This is a genomic window from Sedimentitalea todarodis, assembly GCF_032595355.1.
GTDB lineage: Bacteria > Pseudomonadota > Alphaproteobacteria > Rhodobacterales > Rhodobacteraceae > Sedimentitalea > Sedimentitalea todarodis.
Genome location: NZ_JASMWN010000008.1, coordinates 18,503 through 37,402 on the forward strand (window position 1 = coordinate 18,503; position 18,900 = coordinate 37,402).

General features: G+C 56.4%; 15 protein-coding genes and 5 pseudogenes. 10 read left to right on the top strand and 10 right to left on the bottom strand.

The genetic code is table 11. From position 1 onward, the window contains the following. Positions 1-139: 139 nt before the first annotated feature. Positions 140-886: a hypothetical protein gene (locus QO231_RS11550; protein ID WP_316776252.1), complete on the top strand. Its 747-nt coding sequence runs from the start codon at positions 140-142 to the stop codon at positions 884-886. A 29-nt stretch (positions 887-915) separates the two neighbouring features. Here QO231_RS11550 and QO231_RS11555 read toward each other — a convergent pair whose 3' ends face one another. Both QO231_RS11555 and QO231_RS11560 read right to left on the bottom strand, forming a co-directional pair. After that, positions 916-1,539 carry a hypothetical protein gene (locus QO231_RS11555; RefSeq protein ID WP_316776254.1) on the bottom strand — a complete coding sequence of 208 codons (624 nt, stop codon included), beginning with the start codon at positions 1,537-1,539 and terminating at the stop codon, positions 916-918. 83 nt (positions 1,540-1,622) lie between these two features. Then, positions 1,623-2,237, bottom strand: a pseudogene (locus QO231_RS11560) (ISKra4 family transposase); the annotation flags it as partial. 186 nt (positions 2,238-2,423) lie between these two features. Here QO231_RS11560 and QO231_RS11565 point away from each other — a divergent pair. Beyond that, positions 2,424-2,960, top strand: a complete 537-nt coding sequence (locus tag QO231_RS11565) for a putative glycolipid-binding domain-containing protein (protein WP_316776256.1) — start codon at positions 2,424-2,426, stop codon at positions 2,958-2,960. Positions 2,961-3,380: 420 nt separating this feature from the next. Then, positions 3,381-5,786, top strand: a complete 2,406-nt coding sequence (locus QO231_RS11570; protein ID WP_316776259.1) for a hypothetical protein — start codon at positions 3,381-3,383, stop codon at positions 5,784-5,786. A 15-nt stretch (positions 5,787-5,801) separates the two neighbouring features. Here the strand turns inward: QO231_RS11570 and QO231_RS11575 are convergent, their stop codons facing one another. Beyond that, positions 5,802-6,281, bottom strand: a complete 480-nt coding sequence (locus tag QO231_RS11575; protein ID WP_316776260.1) for a hypothetical protein — start codon at positions 6,279-6,281, stop codon at positions 5,802-5,804. A gap of 383 nt (positions 6,282-6,664) precedes the next feature. Between QO231_RS11575 and QO231_RS11580 the strand changes: the two are divergent. After that, a pseudogene (locus QO231_RS11580) lies at positions 6,665-6,911 on the top strand (sigma factor-like helix-turn-helix DNA-binding protein); the annotation flags it as partial. 11 nt (positions 6,912-6,922) lie between these two features. Here QO231_RS11580 and QO231_RS11585 read toward each other — a convergent pair. Next, a complete protein-coding gene (locus tag QO231_RS11585) occupies positions 6,923-8,128 on the bottom strand; it encodes an ISAzo13 family transposase (RefSeq protein WP_316776262.1) in 1,206 nt (401 codons plus the stop codon). A 653-nt stretch (positions 8,129-8,781) separates the two neighbouring features. Further along, positions 8,782-8,940, bottom strand: a pseudogene (locus QO231_RS26260) (helix-turn-helix domain-containing protein); the annotation flags it as partial. A gap of 508 nt (positions 8,941-9,448) precedes the next feature. Here QO231_RS26260 and QO231_RS11595 point away from each other — a divergent pair. The 3 genes and pseudogenes from QO231_RS11595 to QO231_RS11600 all read left to right on the top strand — a co-directional run. Beyond that, a pseudogene (locus QO231_RS11595) lies at positions 9,449-9,599 on the top strand (IS6 family transposase); the annotation flags it as partial. Positions 9,600-9,923: 324 nt separating this feature from the next. Continuing rightward, positions 9,924-11,093 carry a YcaO-like family protein gene (locus tag QO231_RS26135; protein WP_394356595.1) on the top strand — a complete coding sequence of 390 codons (1,170 nt, stop codon included), beginning with the start codon at positions 9,924-9,926 and terminating at the stop codon, positions 11,091-11,093. Continuing rightward, positions 11,090-13,105 (top strand): BTAD domain-containing putative transcriptional regulator, encoded by a 2,016-nt coding sequence (locus QO231_RS11600; RefSeq protein WP_316776264.1) that lies wholly within the window; start codon positions 11,090-11,092, stop codon positions 13,103-13,105. The genes QO231_RS26135 and QO231_RS11600 overlap by 4 nt, the downstream gene beginning before the upstream one ends. Here QO231_RS11600 and QO231_RS11605 read toward each other — a convergent pair. Next, positions 13,089-13,583, bottom strand: coding sequence for a hypothetical protein (locus QO231_RS11605; RefSeq protein ID WP_316776265.1), 495 nt, complete (start codon positions 13,581-13,583; stop codon positions 13,089-13,091). The two genes, QO231_RS11600 and QO231_RS11605, sit on opposite strands and share 17 nt — an antisense overlap. Positions 13,584-13,889: 306 nt before the next feature. On the opposite strand from QO231_RS11605, the gene QO231_RS11610 reads away from it, so the two are divergent. Both QO231_RS11610 and QO231_RS26140 read left to right on the top strand, forming a co-directional pair. Continuing rightward, on the top strand, positions 13,890-15,266 hold the full coding sequence (locus tag QO231_RS11610) for a trypsin-like serine peptidase (RefSeq protein ID WP_316776267.1): 1,377 nt from the start codon (positions 13,890-13,892) through the stop codon (positions 15,264-15,266). Between the two features lie 3 nt (positions 15,267-15,269). Continuing rightward, the gene (locus QO231_RS26140; RefSeq protein WP_394356596.1) at positions 15,270-15,587 is read left to right on the top strand and encodes a carboxypeptidase-like regulatory domain-containing protein; all 318 of its coding nucleotides are present in this window, start codon (positions 15,270-15,272) and stop codon (positions 15,585-15,587) included. 218 nt (positions 15,588-15,805) lie between these two features. On the opposite strand, the pseudogene QO231_RS11615 reads toward QO231_RS26140, so the two are convergent. Further along, positions 15,806-16,105 (bottom strand): annotated as a pseudogene (locus QO231_RS11615) (transposase); the annotation flags it as partial. A 338-nt stretch (positions 16,106-16,443) separates the two neighbouring features. Here QO231_RS11615 and QO231_RS11620 point away from each other — a divergent pair. Further along, positions 16,444-16,635, top strand: a complete 192-nt coding sequence (locus tag QO231_RS11620) for a hypothetical protein (protein ID WP_316776269.1) — start codon at positions 16,444-16,446, stop codon at positions 16,633-16,635. Positions 16,636-16,787: 152 nt separating this feature from the next. Here the strand turns inward: QO231_RS11620 and QO231_RS11625 are convergent, their stop codons facing one another. The 3 genes from QO231_RS11625 to QO231_RS11635 form a co-directional block, all read right to left on the bottom strand. After that, positions 16,788-16,919, bottom strand: a complete 132-nt coding sequence (locus QO231_RS11625) for a hypothetical protein (protein ID WP_316776271.1) — start codon at positions 16,917-16,919, stop codon at positions 16,788-16,790. A gap of 967 nt (positions 16,920-17,886) precedes the next feature. Next, positions 17,887-18,105, bottom strand: coding sequence for a hypothetical protein (locus QO231_RS11630; RefSeq protein ID WP_316776273.1), 219 nt, complete (start codon positions 18,103-18,105; stop codon positions 17,887-17,889). A gap of 159 nt (positions 18,106-18,264) precedes the next feature. After that, entirely contained in the window at positions 18,265-18,816 is a 552-nt protein-coding gene (locus QO231_RS11635) for a 2OG-Fe(II) oxygenase (protein WP_316776518.1), read from the bottom strand. Between the last annotated feature and the right edge of the window lie 84 nt (positions 18,817-18,900).

The following is an 18,900-nucleotide window of genomic DNA, read 5'->3' on the forward strand; positions in this document are numbered from 1 at the left end:
CCAGCCTAGCGAATGGCTACGCGACCAGTTGAACTTTCCGCCAATTGTCGGCGGTTTTGCCGCGCTGCGCGCGCAGTGGCGCGTTTGTGACATTGAGGTGGAATGCCTGACTCCGCCCGGACTACGGCCCGGGGCGTGGATGGTCTATGCCTTGCGCGGCGCGTTGGGGGACGTTCTGTTCCAGCGTGGTCTGCCTCGGGCTGACCACGCATCTGCCTATCAGGCATTGTTCAACACCCGCCATCTGCAATTGTATCGCCGCCAGGTGCCTTGCCCGCTTTTGCTGGATGTTGGGGTTGAAGGCGGTCGGATCAAAGTAATGGCACGGCTGTTCGGTTTTGCCGATCTGTGGCGTGATGAATTGCTGGCCGCATTGATCTCAGCGCTTAACAGAGGAGTGTCGATAAGTGAAAACAGCTCTGAAAGGTCCCCATGGGAGGTTTTGGATTTTCACTATATGCAGCACCAGCGTGTGCCTGAGGTTCCTGACGGCCCCAACCTGCGGGTTTGCCCGAAAAGCGCGCTCTGTTTTGGAGCAGAAGAACACTTGCGGTGGGAACCCGAGCGCTTTGTATTGGCCGCCTTCAGTCGCGTCACCCTGATGGCCAGATGGCACCGGGTGCTATTGAATGTCTCTATGCCTGGTCTGGCCGAGGCGCGATCCAGAACGAGACCGAGACTAGGCCGACAAGGGCCGGCTACGCGGTTGTACAAGGCCTCGCGTCAGCATCCGAAGCGGCATATGACCCTAGTTGGTGAGGCCAGCGAATTGCTGCTCTATGTCCCTGACCCGGACTGGCGCGAGGCACTAGCCTTGGCAAGCAATTGTGGCGCTGGCGGCCATACTGTTTATGGTTTTGGTAGATTCCACTTGCGACAGGCATGAAACACGGGAGACCGTTCAAAAGCCTGGGGTCATGCCGCTTTGAGGAGGGGTGGCGTTGGATTCAGCAGACTTGCCACATAAGGCGATCCCTCAGTTTCGGGTGGGACATAGCGGGTTCGCTCCGAGAGGTCACCGTTCAGCATATGTGCGGTGTCGACGGTGAAGGCGAATTCGCGCGCAGGATCGCTTTCCATCTGCAGCTCCAACTGCGTGCGTTCTTCTTTATCCAGGAACTCGTGCCAACCCCGTCTGCGTTCAGCCTCTTCGATGCGCTTTCCAACGGAAAGCGTGCGATGTCGAAGGGTGGTGAACTTGCGGGACAGGTGACCTGGCAGGAAAGTCGACAGAATATCAGATGCCTCGCGATAGGACATCCTAGCGCCGAGCTTCGCCGACAACTCCATCAATTCGGGCGTGGCGCGATCGAGGCAGAGGTCTGCTGCAGGAGAGAAGGTAAAGCATGCCCAGGGGTTGCAGCTCTGACAGATCATAAGGCGCGGATACTTCACAGAAACCGCGCCGAAAACCGTCAAAATGCTCCGTTTCTGATAATCCTTGATCGGCAACTGACCGCCGCAGCATTGACAGACGCGTCGGTAGCACACCCAAAGATCAAGCTCCCGCTGCACGACGGCCTTCTGGATTTCGGCCATGATTACTTTGCCGTCTTCAACTGAGCAGCCGATACAACCATCGGTCAGGCCATCTAGGCTCTTCTCGAAGAGAAGCTCTTGCCGATATGGGCACCGTCTAGAAACACGGTCAGCGGAGGCGATTGCGCATCTTCATCTACACCGATTTGCGCAGATTCACGGTCAATGAAGTTCTGCGCGACTCGGCCCAGGCGGTTGCGCACCGTTGTGTTAATCTGCTTTGCGCAGGGCAAAAGCGTTTCAATGATCCGCGCGGCTTCCCGAAAAGAGTGGCGCGACCCGAGTTCGGCCTGAAGTCGGCGTAATTCCGGCGTCGTTCGGTCGGGGAAGAAGTGGGTCACCGGGGACAATGTCCGTCCGCAGTTTTTCTCCGCCAAAGCATCGCATTTGCACTGGCGGAAACGCGGCGCTCGAAGCCGAAACCGTCCGAATACCGTGTCAAGAACCCGGGTACGATAATCGTGAACAGCTCGCCCAGACCCACAGTCTGGGCAAGCGCGGCTTACAGCGCAAACTTCCTCGACCTGATCGGATAGCACGGCTTTTTGAATCTGCCTCAGGATCACCTTGGCGTCCTCAAGCAACAATCCGAGCGCCTCCGGTTGCGCCAACCGATAGGGGCGCGACACCCGTCCAAGCCGGTGCGTTCGCTTCGTGCCATCGTCGAAGGTCGTTTCCACCGAAATCTGTACATCCATCACTGCTCTCCCACAAAAGAACTCAGGATAGCACAGTCCAGTGACCCCCAGGTTTTGCCCACTCTCTCGATTGACCGGCGCCAATATGGAGCCTTCGTAATCCCGACACGCAAGCAAGGCGCGGAATTATTACAGTCATCAATGACCGCGACGTGTTAGGATTTCCCGAAACAAGGAGAGCAAGCCATGATCGCGGGTGCACATGCAGTCTTGTGGGTCAAGCAGGACGGGCCAGGAAATGACGCCTGCCGTTTTGCCGACGCTGAGGGAGGGTACCTGATTGACGGTTCGTCGACGGGCGCAGACCGGAGTATCCTGCGTTACCGTATTCGCGCCCGACGCGATAGAACAACACGACGCGCCCGGATCGGTGCAAAGTCACGCATCTTCGTGCGACGCGCGCCTGATGATACATGGACGCTGAATGGTACACCGGTTCCAGCAGTCAATGGTGCCAAGGATATTGATTTGGGCTTCACGCCGGCAACAGTTACTTTGCCGCTCCGCCGCCTCAAGCTCGACGTCGGCGACGAAGCCGAGATTATGGTGGCAAGTTTGGATCATGAAATGGAACGGCTGATACCGCTCCACCTCATTTATCGACGCATCGCGAATGACCAATACGAATGCCTGAAGACCGAAACAGGCACCACTTCCCACCTTTCGGTGGACGCACAAGGCATCGTTCGAACGCACCAAGGACATTGGATTGCGCAGGCTTGATGCGCTCTGTTGGCCTATCCAAAGACAGTAAGCTATTTGAGCGCAACCGGCCCGGACCTTCGTGCGCAACGCAATATTTTTAGCGGCGCAGGGTCTGGAGTGCTGACTCGGTTGCCGTTAGCGGCACCAAGCTCAACTTCGACAATGCTCCCGTTCTACGAAGCGGATATCAATCGACAGTTAGCAGTACTCACATTCGGACGTCCACCGCGTGGAACAAGGCTTTTCGGAGAATTTCAGTACAGCAAAACTGATCGGGAGAAACCGGTTTGAAGATCGTACTGGCGCAGCTTCATACTACCAGGACGGAAGAACTTCAGCTATACTGCAGACATTGCTGGAGACCTGCATGTGCCAAACCTGACAACAAAGGAAATTGAGGACCTGGAAACCCGACCGAGGTTTACAGAAGAGACGCGCATGAGCATGGAGGCGCGGTTCGACAAACCATTCAGTCAGACCGTTGATGGCCACGCATTGTTGTTTGCAACCTGTGCCTCCTGCAAGCAGCCTGGCCAGGCTTCGATGATGCAGATAGGACATAAGGAACGTTGGAAAGACTATGTGCTGGGCAAGATGCAGGCAGACAAGCTTTATGAAATCTCGCAATCTCAACTCGACACATGGTTCAATGATCTTAACAACCTGCATTGGGAACATGCGACCTGTAACACGACCCACATCTTTGAGGACGGAAATCCGTTCGAGATGGTGGACCCAAAAGACAAGGTAAAGGCCCTGCTGCGAGCCACCCTTATCAAAGACTTCATCGCGGAAAACCTTGCCAAGGAGGGTGACGTAACGAAGTTCCTTGAGGATCTGACTCCCGAGGATTTTCTCAGGATTGCGAACCAAAAGTTCGAGCATGGCGCCGATGAAGTCAAAGAGTCGAAATTTTCAGGCATGGCCATCGCCAGGGAGGTCAAGCATCCGGACAAGGATGACAACTTTGACCTTAAGGCGCTGAAGCGCAGCCAGATGGAGTGGTTTCCGGAAACCGGCAAGGCGCTTTTTCGGCGCTGGAAAGACAATCAACTCGTCAAGCAGGGCAATGACGTCAACTATTACTGTTGCATGTCCTGCAATGGCTTCAATGAGGCGTCAGGGATGCAGCGCGGACATATTGTTCCCTGGAAATCATATCTCAAGAACCGGGATGTAGACAGCCTCAGGATGGCGAAGATTGCCTACAACGATCTGAATAACCTTCAGTTCGAATGTTCAACCTGTAACGGCAGTCACGATTGGGAAACCTTCACGGACGATGAGCAGAACACCATCGACAACGCGATGATGAGCCTTGGCACGGAAGTGGAGAACTATGATCCCGCCAAAGCGAGGGAATTGATCAAGGGTGTATTGGGCGGCAACTGGAAAATCATCCCACCCGAATTTTTCAAGCAAAGCGGGATCAGCGACCTGGCAAAATCCCGCATGCACGATTGGGAGACACCGCCGAGCGACAAGACATTGGACGTGCTCAAGGATGACCCCGGTTCAAAGCCGTTGTGCGCAGCTGTAGACAACGCAAGAAAAGACCCGAGCCGGGAAGTCTTTCGTTACCTGAATAACCTGAACCTTATCGTGCTGTGCGAGCTTGCCCTGGGCAGTGACGATGACCTGCCCGAAGACGTGTCGAAAAGCGATCTGGCCGAGTTGCGCGACTGTCTGAATGACCCGGACGCGTTCGTGCAAAAAAAGACCGATGTGACCATCGGCAAAAAGACATATCCGGTCGGCCTTGTTCTGGCGAACTATGCCAAGTCTGTTGATTTCGACGATTCCGTTCTCGACGAATATTTCGAGGCCCGTGGGAACCTCGAAGACAAATCTCGAGCGATCCAGAGGATTATCGAGCAACTGAATGAGATCTATAATGACAAGGCCGATACGCCTCAGCGGGACGCCTTTGACATGATTTGGAAGCGCATAGAAAACGTGCGCAAAGAAGGCAAAGTCACCACATTCGACGCCAAATATTTTCAACAGCAGGCCACTGCCATCAAGGTCATTCGCCGCGTGTACGTAATGTGGCGCGACGAGCGCGACGAAGAACAGATCGACGATCCAAACGCCCTCGACAACAAAGAGACAGCGACGCGAAACCTGCGTTTGAAGCGCATGGAGCGGAATGAAAAGTCGTTCAAGAAGTTGACGCAACAGGACAAGTCCATCTCTGAGATTCGCGATGTCATACAGAAGGCCGTGGACGCAGAAGATATTGAAGACGATCAATCCGTCAGCCTGAGCCAGTATTCAGAGGAAGATGAGATTGATCTGTTTGACCAACACGATGTCGATGATGATGATGATGATGATGCCGGGATCGGAAATGAGCCGGTGACACAACCCTCTGCATTGAGCGCAAACGTGCGCAAGGCGCCCATGTTTGCGACAGACACCAGACCGGCAAAGTCACGCAAGTCAGATCTGACGTCATCCGCCGCACATAATCTTGATGACGACGACGACGAGGAGGAAGACGACGACGACATGCAGCTTGATGGCCCTGTGATCAAGAAACACAAGGATGACCGGGATCCGCCACCGTCCGGCGGTGCATCGGGGCTGGGCGGCGGATCAAGCGGGACCTTTGGCAGCGGCACTCATTTTTCGTCTTCCACTGCTTCGGGGGGGCAGCACGGCGGCACGTTCCAGTCGTCGTCATCGAACTTTGGCGGCAAGGTTCACAAGAGATCGGTCGATGAAGATATCATGTCGGACTCGCTCAAAAACCCGGACAAGTTGCGGCGGTCCAAAGGCGACAAAACTGTTCAAAAAGCCAAGATAACCTGGATGAGTGATTTCCTGGCAATGGATGAGTGACGAGAGGTGGTGTGTTCAGACAGCCATCTTGTTTTGTCCATCCATCACCGATTGCAATCTGTCGAGGACCGGGGTCACTTCGGCTAGGATATCAAGCGCTACACCAAAAGGGTTCGTTTTCAGGAAGTTGATCGACTTGTTCGCGCCTAGTTTGGTGCGCACCGCATCGATCTGTGACGTTGACATCGGACGCCCGGGCCCCTGTTTCAACTGCTTGATGCAATCGCCGAACGCATTATCGACGTCCCTAGCGATGGCAAGGTGCAGGCGCGTGAGTTTGCGCGCGACGTCCTTTCCAAGCGTTTCGGCGTTCTCGGCGAGGACCATTTTTCGCATTGTCGCGACGTGCGTGCTGATCCGGCTTTTTCCGTCTTTCCAGTTTTCGATCTCCTTTTTCAGGTCGTTCACGGTAACCGCGTCAGACACGCGCGCGGCACCCTTGCCGACGATAAACGTTTCGATGAATGTGTTTTGCGCAGCGGTTAGGCTAGCCATAGGTTGCCTCGAACGATGGAGGTTCTCCACGACATGCTAGCGCAACCTGAGCGGGATTTGCAACTAGGGACTAAGCCATCAGGCGATGAGGAACCACGCTTGGCCCGCCAAGACGTGACCGCTAAGATGGCGCAGCATGCCTTGCACGCACAACTTCACTCCGCTTGGCCCTGCCACTTGTGCCCTATGACGCCTGTGAGAAGGTCAGTGCGGGTTTCGCAAATTCCCGGACACGGATTTCAGTAATTCCCGGACACGCGTTTCGGTAAATCCCGGACAGGGATTTCGGTAATTCCCGGACAGCTCCGGGGACCCGGACACGGTTGGTCATCGCCTGCTCCGTCACGGCATTCTGCCGGTCTTGAACAAGATCGGGAGGGGACATGCCACGACGCAAGCAAGCGAGGCGCATGACTGTGCAAGACATACGAACCAGATTGCGGCTGACGCATGAACAGGGGCTTTCGGTGCGCGACATTGGTCTGCGCCTGAAGCTCAGCAAGACGACCGTGGCGACCTACCTGCACCGCGCCCGGGAAGCAGGTCCTTTTCCAGCGTGTCGGCCGCCCGCCCCGGGATCTGACCGAGGGAGTGGGCAAAAGCTGGGGGTTTTCGGCTAAGGACATCCGCATTGATAACTGCTACGCTTTGGGCGGCCGCGGCTTGATCGTGTAGTTCCATTCAGGATGGAACGCATCGCCGGTGAGGTCGAGGCTGGCCATCTCGGCGTTGGAGACCTTGACGCCCTTCTTGTAGGTGCGGGTGTCGAGCGCGCACTCGACTTTGAGCCCGGAGCTGGTCGTCGTCGCGCCGATCAGTTCGATCACGGCGCGGCGGTCGGTCAATGGACGGCCGCGCCAGTTCTGCGTGATGTGGCAGAACAGCCGGTGTTCGATCCTGTTCCACTTCGACGTGCCCGGCGGATAGTGATGGACGTGGAGGATGAGCCCGCTCTCGTCGGCGAACCTCTGGAGTTCGCGCTTCCACAGCCTGACACGCACCCCGTTCGAGCCGCCACAGTCGGCCGTGATCGTCAGTTCGCGCGCCTGGAGATAGCGCCCGCGCCCCATGCGCTCGAGCCACGTGCGGATGGCGGCCACAGCAAATTCTGCCGTGTCGGCGGTAATCCCGACGCTGACCCAGCCCTCGTCGGCGGCCAGGTCGTAGACCCCGTAGGGGGCCACCTTGCCGAGGCTCTTGTCCTCGAAGTCGTGGACCTTCACGCGCCGCGGATCGCCCTTCGGTCGGTAATCGGTTCCGCCATTCCTGAAGTTGCCGATCAGTTCCTTCTTCTTGGTATCCACGGAGATGACGGGCTGGCCGGTGGCCTGCGCGGCAACGACTTTCCTGTTGATGTGCTCGAACTGGGCGTCGCGGTCGGGATGCCGGGAGCCTTCATCCGCCTTTCGGTTGGACTGGCGCGAGAACCCGAGCCCGACGAGCAGCTTGCGCACGCTGTTGGGGCTGATCGCGTGGCCCATGTCGGTGAGCGCTGCGGCCAACTTGTCGAGGCTCTTTGACACCCACAGTAACGGACGCTCCGGATCGCCCCGCGTCGCCGGCGCGACCAAGCGCTCGAGATCACTGAGCAGCGTCGGATCGCGATCGGTCAGCGGCCGCGGACCGCCGCCTTCACGCCGGACCCGGCCGTGCGGCGGCGGCGCGTCAAGGTCTTTCAGCCCGCGCCCGATCGTCGAGCGGGCGAGCCCGGTAATCGCCGAGACCGCCGCCAGCCCGCCTCGACCCGCTGCCCTCGCCTCGCTCGCGGCGAACACCCGTCGGCCCCGCTCGTCCCGCTTCGAGCCGTCCGCCTCCCACCGCTGCTCTATTCCGTGCCGGTCAAACATACCTCCATGCGTAATACCCGCCGCGACGACAGGGAATCGTCCCTGCCTGAGTCATACCGCCGCAGCCTCAAACCAACCGAACCGATTCACTTGTCGTTGCAGATATCCTAAGCTAGGCCTTGTTGCACAGATCAGCGGCAACTTGGAACGCGCCCTAGACCCAGATGGAACAGAAAATGGACACGCGATGGAAACGAAAGCCCTCCGGGCGTCGACTCAATCAGGTGTTTGTCAGGGCGACATACAGGCTCTTCGCCCGCTGGAACTTGTTTGGGAAACAGCGCTTTGCGAGACAAGTTCTGACTCACGATGCCCCAGGAACACATGAAACCTGTTCGGTGAAATATGCTCTAATCGTTTGCTTTTGGCTCTGACGCTTCGGTCTCTGGGATCGGGGCAGGGGCTTTGTCTCCGCCTCCGCCGAAGACGGCATATAGTATGATCAGGACAAAGACCGCGACCCCAGCGATGATGAGTGAGTTTCGGGACATGCCATGTGCTCCTCTTTGCTGTGGGTGTACCGCGATGGTACGATAACCGTAGTTCTGCACTCAACAGACGTGTTTTCGTTCAATGCTTCCAAAACGGCGAAAACGCGCCGGAACTGCAAACGGCGCGCCTCTCGCTCCGTCCGAACAGCTGCCTGTTGATTTGCTGTGGTCATACACGCTGTCGCGTTTGCGCCATTTCCAGACCGTCTGCTCAGAGATGCCGTAGCGCTCCGCCACCATCCACGCAGGCTCGTCGCTCGCCTGGATCGCAGCCCTGATCTTCGGCGTCGTCGTCGCCTGATTATGAAGTTGGATCAGCATTCTCGTCCTCTGTTCCGAACCTCACCCAAGATCGATCTTGCCATGAAAAGGCCAGAGCGCCGAGGGTCAATGTGATCGTCCGGGATGGAACAGCTACCAATTCTGCCTGCCGCATCGACCTGACAAGCGCACAGTTTGATGCGCGGAGCCCGAACGTCGAGCCGCCCAAACATCGTATCTAGCTTACGTGTTCGATAGTCATGAATGCGCCGGACCTGATTGCACCCCGGACATTTGCGACAGGTCCCCGCCACTTCCTCAAGCTGATCTTGGACAATGACATTTTGCAGTCTGGCGAGGATTGATCTGCCATCCTCGAGTAATAGACCGATGGCTTCACCACTTGTCTGCCGAGAGGACCTGGGCCAAATACCCAACTCATGCTTACGCGTTTCCCCATTTTCAAACACCGTCTCAACTGTAATCCGATCGTCCATCCGACACCCCCTAAAAATGGCGAACCTAGCATAGATTCAATCGGCAGACCCCAAGGTTCATTCCACTCCCCCGGCAGGCTCAGAGGTTTCTGTCTGCGCATGACCAGATCAACTTGATCTTTCGCCCTCCTCGCTGCCAACTCACCGCAACCTCATACCGCCACTCACGGACTGATGCGTTCACACTCTGGTATGAAATACGCAGCAGAAATGACAGCCTGAGCGCAAAACAATATCACTTTTCATGCATCCTCAAACAACTTGGCAATACCGTCCCCGGGCCTCCGCCGCAACCAACATGCCAGCCATCAGGCATGCCATCCTTGATATCTTGGCGCGACATCCAGCCAGACGCTGCCCTCATTGTGAAATGCTTCTTGCAGAATCCACCAAACCTAAAGTGCCAAAGTAGTGCAAGCGACAGAGCCGCCTAAAATTTTGTTTTAGGTCGACGCGCCTGCCGGTCCGGGGTAGGATCGGATATAAACTCGACGGTCGTCCACCCGACTCAAGCACACTTCGGGAGAAAACTCGGGGATAGAGGAGATGACGCCGCACCCATTGCAATCAACCGCTGCCGCTGCCCGGTTCCTCGACCGACAGGTGGTCCGACAGTTCATTGGGCGCGTGCCATTTGACCGCAGATATTGCGTACACCTCGCTACCATCAGACTTCCTGACGGGGTGCAATGTGACGTTGCAGGTGTCGGAGAGACACAGGATCAGGCCACTCTTTCAGCAGCCGGCGAAGCCGCAGAGGCCCTGTCGCAGTTTGAACGCGCTGGCGATCTCAAGAGCGATCGAACTATCCCCCTTCTATCCGTCCCGTCCGACTCTTGGCTGACGGTTCGACCCCAGTCGAAGGAGTGGGTTCAGGCCACCGATCTCGCTAGGGGCGACCGGATAGCCATCCCTGCCGATTGGATCTTGAGGCGGAGGGGTGAAACCACGGGCAGATTGCCAGCCCCTAGTGAAGGATGTGCCGCGGGCTCGACGCGCGAGGCTGCGTTGCTTGCTGCGATTTGTGAGCTCATTGAACGCGACGCCGTCGCCCGCTGGTGGCGCGGCGAGAAACCAGCACGTTTTATGAGCCGCGGTCTGGCTGAACGCCGAGGCGGATCGACGCGGAGAGTTACGGTCTTAGATATCGGTGTGGAATCTCTAGCGCCCGTAGTCGCGGCTATTTCCACTGCATTGGACGGAAGCGCTTACGCATTCGGCGCGGCTTCTCGTCCTACGCTGGCAGCAGCCGGCGCAGCCGCCTTAAGAGAGTTGGCGCTCTGTGAATTGAGATCTCTGTCACACGATATTCGGCCGCAGTGCACAGTGGTGCCTCGCACACCGGAAACAACCGTTGTTGACACCTCCAGACTCACCGGGGTTTTCGCAGACCCCTCGGCCGTATCAACCGATCTTCCCCTCGGCGATAAATCGGATTTGGTCGCTGGATTGCTCGATCGAGCTGAGACATTTTGCGTGTTGATCGCTGCGGCTGATCTAACTCGAGCGGAGTTCGATATTCCGGTATTCAAGTGCCTGTCTCCTCAGTTGGAACCAAGCTGCTGCACCACTTCGCAGGAAGCTGATAGGGCGCAATACGACACTTCAATGGACGTCCGCAAAAGTTGGTTATCTCCCTACGATCCGCCACCTGGTACGTCTGCTAAGGCATCGATCGACACCCGAACATCAACCATTGGTATGGCGCCAAAATGAGTGTACCCGCAGCGAACGGGGTCAGACTTGCAGGTGGCGTCGGCCTGATCTGCGACGGCGTAGAGATCACCGTCAAACGACGGAAAATCCACGCCATGATCACACTCTTGGCACTCAGTTCGCCTCTTCCAGTCAGCCGCGAGAAACTTATGGCCTATCTATGGGAGAACGCAGATCCCGCAAGTGCGCGCAATTCTCTGCGCCAAATCCTCTACATACTGCGGCGCGAGCTCGGAAGCGCCGCCAACGACATCCTCCATGTAACACCTGATTCGGTATCTCTCGAAGCTGCGACTGTCGACGTGACGGCAGCTCTTGGCGAACTGCGGGGTGGAATGCTCCCTCAGCTTGTCGAACGTCTGCCAAGCCTCTTCCTTGAAATGGCGACGGGAACTGAGGATGTGTCTTCCGGTTACAGCAGCTGGCTTGCCGTTCAGCGCCAGCGCGCCCATGACGATGCGGTCGGAACGCTTTCAGCACGGCTTAACGAATTAGAACCGCCTCACCTAGAAGGAGAGGCGGTAGCGCGACTACTGAGCCGGATGGAACCAACGCATGAGGCGGCGTGCCGATATCTCATCCGCTTGCATCATGCAAATGGCAACATTGCCGACGCCTTGCAACTTTACAATGACCTCTGGCAGCATCTCGACGAGGAGTTCGATTGCCTGCCATCAGAGGCAACGCAGTCGCTGATCGCAGAGATCAAGGCGGCGGGTCTGACCACGTTGGAGGCAGAAACCAGTTCGGTCCTTCATCCGCTTCAGACGAGCGTCGGTGATAACAGACGTCGTCCTCCGGTGGTTTGGGTAGAACAGTTCGGATACGCCGGTGTGCCCGAACAGACCACACTTCGCGCGCAGGGACTGCGCGACAGTTTGATCGCAACGCTTTGCAGGTTCCGCGAGTGGCGGATCGTCGACGGATCGATGGTCGACCCGCCCCCGCCCACGGTGCAGGGACCACTCTTCCTGATCTCGGGTCGGATCGTTGCGCGCGACTCCGATGCGGAGCTGTCTGTGCAATTCCGTGACGTTTGGGGCCAGGTCATCTGGAGCGAGACAGTCGAACTGCAATCGGAAACGCTTCGAAAGATTGAGCGCCGAATTACAAGAAGGATTGCGATGGCATTCGATATTCATATCTCCTCGGCACGCCTCGCACTCTTCCAAGACTCAGGCGATGAGGGCGGAACTCCGGATGACTCATGGTTTCTTGCCCAGGCGCTCTTGCGAGACTGGCGTCCCGAAAGCGAGGACAAGGCCGAAGCGCTGTTCAGACGGCTTGCGAGCGTTCATCCGGACTTTGCGCCGGCCTCCACCGGTCTCGCCCAGGTACTCAACACGCGTCATCTCATCCGACCAGGGATCGCGCGGTCTGCTGCAGCTCATCAAGAGGCACTGAGCTTGGCCCTCAGAGCCGTTGGGCTGGATCCGCTCGATGCGAAGGCGCAACTGACACTCGGGTGGTCGTTTGCACTTGTCGGGCTTTGGGACAATGCTGCGGCGACCTTCGATGTGGCGATCGACCTCAATGACCGCGACGCGTGGGTGCTTGCCTCCAGCGCGCTCGGCTTTGCCTATGTCGGTGAGGTCGATCGTGCAGTCCGCATTGGTCAGCAGATGGCAGAACTAAGCTTCGGAATATCGCGCCTGCACTGGGCCTATTATTCGGGTGTGTTATTCATTGCCTCGGATTACGAAGCCGCCGTAGGAACTGCACATCTCGGAGCTGGGGCGACAAACTACATTGACGGCTGGAAGAGCGCTGCGCTTGCGCTTTCCGGGCGACAGGACGATGGCCGTCAGGAACTCGCACGCTATTTCAGTGATATTCGGAGGCGCTGGTGGGGAACACAGCCCGCGACGGATGAGGCTATAACTGATTGGCTATTGACCTCCTATCCAATTCGAGACCGCTCGGTGACCGAACGGCTCATGAAAGGGCTTGCAGCATGCGGTGCACCAATGCGTGCCCTTCCGGAAAGATCTCGGATTACCGGCAATGCCTGATGCTGTAGTCGGCAACCTGCTTAAGGAAGAATTGCTTGTAGTCTACAGCATCGTCGCCATTCTGCCGCCTGTCATCGATAAACTCTTCGAAAAATCTCGGAATCTGATAGTGTTCAGCTCCCGGCACCTCAGGCACCTGGGGTGGATTATTGATATCAAAGGAAAAATCACCGGGGTTCGCGAACGATTCCGGGTTGTCCTCTAGGTATCTGAGCATCGGTAGAAGTTTGTGCAACGGAGGCAGGTTGACAACGATCTCGTTGATCTCACCCTGCACCATATTCAGGCGAACGTCCCCTCCGACATGGGCAGGAAACTCCATTGCCTCGAAGGCCCGCGGATATTTCTCCCGCATCTTTGCGACGGTTGTAGGACGTTTCTCGGGCGCAATAAGGGCCCACTCGATAACGAAACGACCGAAGGTTTGGTGATCGACGATCTTGGGAACATCGGCCACCGGAATGGATTTGTCTGCCATGCTCAACTCTCCCAATTAGACTGCAAAATTTAATACCTAGGAAAACCGTCCCAGACTGGTCCCAACAACGTCCAGGGTCAGTTTTCTGGAAAATTCGTCACTTGAATGTGTGGTAGCACCTTGGCGTTATTCAACCGTTACCTATCAGATTTCACGGGCTTTAGGCAAGTAACACGCACATTACACCGATCACGATAGGACTTTTCTTACGGCGGATTCAACGAGATTCCCCTCATTCGAACCGGGAATCCCATTTAGGCGGATTTCGCCGAGAAGAAGCACTTTTCAGAGAAATGGAGAAAAATGATGGAACTAAATCTTTTGTCCGAAAGCCTCGAGGACGATATCATGTCGCCCTCGGATGAAAACAGTGGCGATGCTGGCGCTGGAGACGCGGGAACCAACACGGAAAGTTTGATCTCGGAGGCTGAGCCCGGCGAAAACTTCGACACCGAAGCCGGAGCAGGTTCCAACGAAGAAGTGGGTGACGATACTCTCTCGCACGAAGTGCTCGGCGGCGAAACCCTACCCGAAGCGAGCGATACTGCGCTCAAAGAACTCCCTGAAGCTACTGAAGACGCGGCACGCGATTTCGAAGACATCATCGGGGATGCCGAAGGTTGGGAAACGGAGTTTGGTGCGCAGCGTTCTGACAGTGCCGAATCCGGGGAAGAGGCGGGCGACGACGCGGAGTTCCTCCCGAATGTTGGGGACGCTTCGGAACTTGGAGAACCGGAGTTTATCGGAAGCCTGATCGGTGCTGTCCTCCCGACGATTGCATCTGCCACGCCGAAACTGTTGTCTCTTATAAAACGTAAGACTTCACGCCGCAAACGCAAGAAGGGCATTCGTCGTGGCAATCAGAGCAAGAGCCAACTCATGCGGCTTTTGGCCCAAATTCTTGCCCGGATCGAGAACGCTCCAGAATTTGACGACGGCGGCGCGGAGGCCTACGGCGATGCAAGCCCCGCTGAACACGCTGCGGCTGAGGAGCTCGGCAGGGTTCTCGAGGTCATCATCGGAACTGACGACCGGATCCGTATTACGAACACTACACGCCAGCCATGGCCGCGCACAGTTGCGCTGCGCATCAACATGGGCGGCCGGTTCTTCGTGGGCAGCGGATCCATCGTGAGTCCGGATACGATCCTGACAGCCGGCCATTGCGTCTATATGCGTAGCTCCAAGTATGGCAATCGCTGGGCGAAGGATATAGAGGTCATTCCCGGTTCCGACGGCCAAACCAGACCATTCGGTTCGGTCAAAGCCAGATCGTTCAGGAGCGTCAAGGGATGGGTCTCACAAGGTAAGGCCGAATACGACTACGGCTGCATCAAGCTCCCATCCAACGCCTTCGCGGGCAAACGCCTTGGCCATTTCGGCTATGCGGCGTTGCCGGACTCGGAGCTTCTTGCCCGTCGTATCGTCCTTGCTGGATATCCTGGCGACAAACCCTTCGCGCAGCTCTGGGGCATGGCGCGTCGCCTGTCGAGGGTCTCGTCCCGCCAGCTGTTTTATCAACACGACACTTACGGCGGACAGAGCGGTTCCGGCCCCTACGTGATGCGGAACGGACGCCGGTACATCGTCGGTATTCACAACTATGGCGCGCGGACTGGCAACATCGCGACCCGCATCACTCCGGCTGTCTACCGCAATATCAAAGCCTGGACGGAGCAATGATCGATGCCCAGGCTTGACGTCGGACATGCACGAATCACGGGAACCGTATTGACACTTGACGGCTCGGTAGTTGAGGGAGCGTCGGTGGCGATCGCAAACGCTCCCGAGCCGGTTGCGGACATAGCGCTCCTGACTGGTGCTGACGGCAGATTTCTGTTCGACGATCTTCCAGCGGGCCGTTACATAATCGAGGCTCACGCAGCGAAGGGACGAGGCGCAGTTACCATCGAAATACTGGACTACTCGTCAACCTTCGCACCGATCACCGTTTCGGAACGAGGTGGCGGGTCTCACCAGCCATTTCCCAGATCTCATTGCTGACCAAAGACCGTAGACCGAGCCGACAGCAGAGTGATCTGCTGTCGGCAACCGCTATCGGGCTAAGTTGCAGTCGAAATAGTGAGATATCGCTTCCAACGTGCTGTTCAGAGTCCCTATGGCGCCGAACAGTTCATTTTGCGACAGGTTTTTATTGTTCGGAAACCTGTCCATTGCTTGTTCGATGGCCGAGATGAAGAGGTCCGGCGAAAGAGCCTCGCTTCGGACACCGGATCAAACGCCAGACGACCTGCGTCATTCACATCATCATATCCAGCCAACCGCCCGAAAACCGACTGCCGCAACAGCCCGACCAGTGAATGCAGCCGGTTATGGCCAGTTCGCGTGTCTCTCAGAAATCCGCCCGCAATGTCGTGCAGGCCCAGCACCTCATCCAACTCCCGAGACAGCAGCAGACCGCCGTCCGAGCTGATCTTGGATCCATGGGAATCCAGCCGCACCCGACGGTCAAAACCGAGCCGCGCATCACCCGTTTCGCTTGCACCCTTCGGGTGATCCATAACCCACCGCCTTCGGCCTAATTAACATGCTGAAATATAACAGATTACTGCCTGTCAGATGTCCGAAAACGTCGGATTACTTGGGGAATGCGGGTTGAGGAGTTTTCCACCTACAGCCGCAGGATCAGGGCATGAATGGGATAGAATTCGCGAAATAGGAGCCCACCAGATTGCACATTTCTGATTGTGGCGCAGCATTCCAATATTCCGCCCAATTCCCGCCATCGCGTTATGGTTAATGCAGGTCAACACAGCGGTGGGTTGGGGCGAGGCAAGAGGCGGTCCAGCAGTGTTTGCCGACTGTCGAGTAACGAGTGATCTTTTTAAAGGCGCAAGTCATGGTCAGATTTTTCAAGAGCTTCCGCGACAGTGACGCGGGTGATACAACAGTTGACTGGATCGCGCTGACCGCAGCCGCCGTTGCTTTGTCCTCTACCACATACACCACCATCGAGTCCGGTGCCGCGACCCTGACGGCTTCGACCTTGGTCCACATTGTCGACCAGACGCCGGTTACGAACAAGAACTGACGCGGATCAGGCCGACCCGCGCTAGACGCCTCGTTCCGCAAAGGACCCCGATTAGAGAGCGCTAGAAGCAGAGGCTTGCTCACATCTGAGCAAGAATCCACCCTCCGACCAAACCGATAACAAGTGCAAACAATAGGCGCAGAACCGCTGTTTTATTCACTGGACGCTCCTTCGGAATGATGAAAATTGGTGAGGCCGTTCTTTGCCCCACCAATCAAGATTAGCAAACTATCTATCGTTTCTCCACCCAGCCGGTCGAATGCAATTTCGCTGTCGGCAATCATGTGGAATCTCCCTTCTTGGAAGTCTCACGTCTAACGGTTTCACCACACCGGTAGCCATGCCTCATGTCATCAGCACCGCGCTTACCGCAGGCTGAGCACTTTGCTCGCGGCAATATCCCCGAGCGCAATCCGTCTATCCGGTCCACCGTGGCGACGTGTCCGCAAGAGCAAAACAAAAATGTGACGGCCCGACCCTCCACGATCCCTACCCATGTCCCTTGTTGGAAATGTTGTCTGTCATCCCTATCGGGGTCGCTTTTCGCGGCCCTGGGCGGGCTGATCCAATAGTCGCAGATGTGCCACTGCCATGGCACATCCCTTCCTTTGTCTCATGCCCGTCCAAGGTCACGCTGATCTACCCGTGAAGGGTCACGATCGTCGGGGCCGCGTCGCACACTAATGGACTAGACGTCAAGCAGTTCAGCCCCAGACTGAACTTTCGTTTCGGTCTGGATGGAGGATCGTTGTGCGGACAAACCGGACCCATGCAGATGCGGCTATTGCTGACGCAGCATTTCTTCGCATCTGCAGAGTCTCACATTTTGCAACGCAGCGAATTCACCGTCGAGGACATTGAGAGGGTCGAAATTGGGCATTCCCAAACCACCCTTTCGCTGCAGGGAGGTCGAACAATTAGGTCGCGGGATAAACCGGACTTGTGCACGTGCGGCCATTGCTGAGGCAGCATTTTGGCAGTAGGTTTTGTTCAACGGCGGCCATTCGTGGTCTGCGGGGCGACTGCCGGGTCTGCGTTGGATGAACTCCATACTTCTTGGACAGTTCTGCAAACGTCATCTCCTCACGACTTGCTTCAAACGCTACCTAGGCTTTGAATGCAGGCGAATGGTTCTTTTGGTTTTTCATTCTGGATCAGTTCTTTCGTCATGCGATCCACCTTAACGACTGGTCCAAAATCCGCGACCACGTCTGCAAAGACAGGAATATGACAGACAGAAAACTTACTTTTTTACTCACCCAGTAGGTTCTCCAGATACCATTCACCCTCGTTCGTCAGCGTCAATTCATCGGCGTTGTGAAGCTGTCGGACGCTGATTAACCCGTATCTCACGAGCTCATCGATAGCCCAATCATCAATTTCATCAATAGCGTGAAGGGTCAAAACTTTCCCATATTCCTCTGCAATAGCTTTCAAAATCCGAAGCGCATCCACATCCAATTCATCCATCCTATACTCCTTTAGAATGAGTTATTGCCCCAAAGAACGTTTGGAGCTGTTAGCTTCAAAATAACTCCGGCCAAAACCCAACATTTGTGTCAACGGCGCAAAGGACCTTTTTTAACCGGTAGGTTGACGTCGATTAAGTTACCAAGCCCCCTCTTGTGACTATCGAAATGCCGGACCGTGGGCCCAGACAGTCAATGAATGGCGAGTTCCCTGGGTCACGGGCGTCACTTGATGCAAATGAAAGCTTGGAAAGATGGTGACGCAACCCTGTGCACGACTGGCCCCGACGATGTGCGCACCGGGCATCACTTCCAGGTCGCCGCCGTCATAGGTTCCGGGTTTGCTGAGTTGGGCGACCAAAGTTAGCTTGCGTTTGCGCGCAACTGGCCCATCACCAATGTCAGAATGCCACTTGAAATGCCCGCCCTCCGTCGCTTCATAGGTTGCGACTTGCGGGCTTTCTGCAAATTCTTGCAGATCAAAATCAAACCTATCCCTATTCGATTTTCGGACGACGTCGATAAGCCGGTCCATGACCCATCCCATGCCGTCGACTTCATCCAGCCACACCAAGTCAGAGCGGCGTAGATTGTGATCGCGGTTTTGACCGACAAGCAACGCTTCTCGCGCAGGGGCCGCATTCGTTGCGATGACAATCTCATCACATTCTTTGCGTGTGAACCCGCCTTCGATGGAGTGAACGCCTATCATTTTGGCCACCATTTGAAGTTGTCTTCGATAGCTTCGGCAGGATTCCTGTAAAGCGCTGCCACGTTTTCGACCAAACGGGCAAAA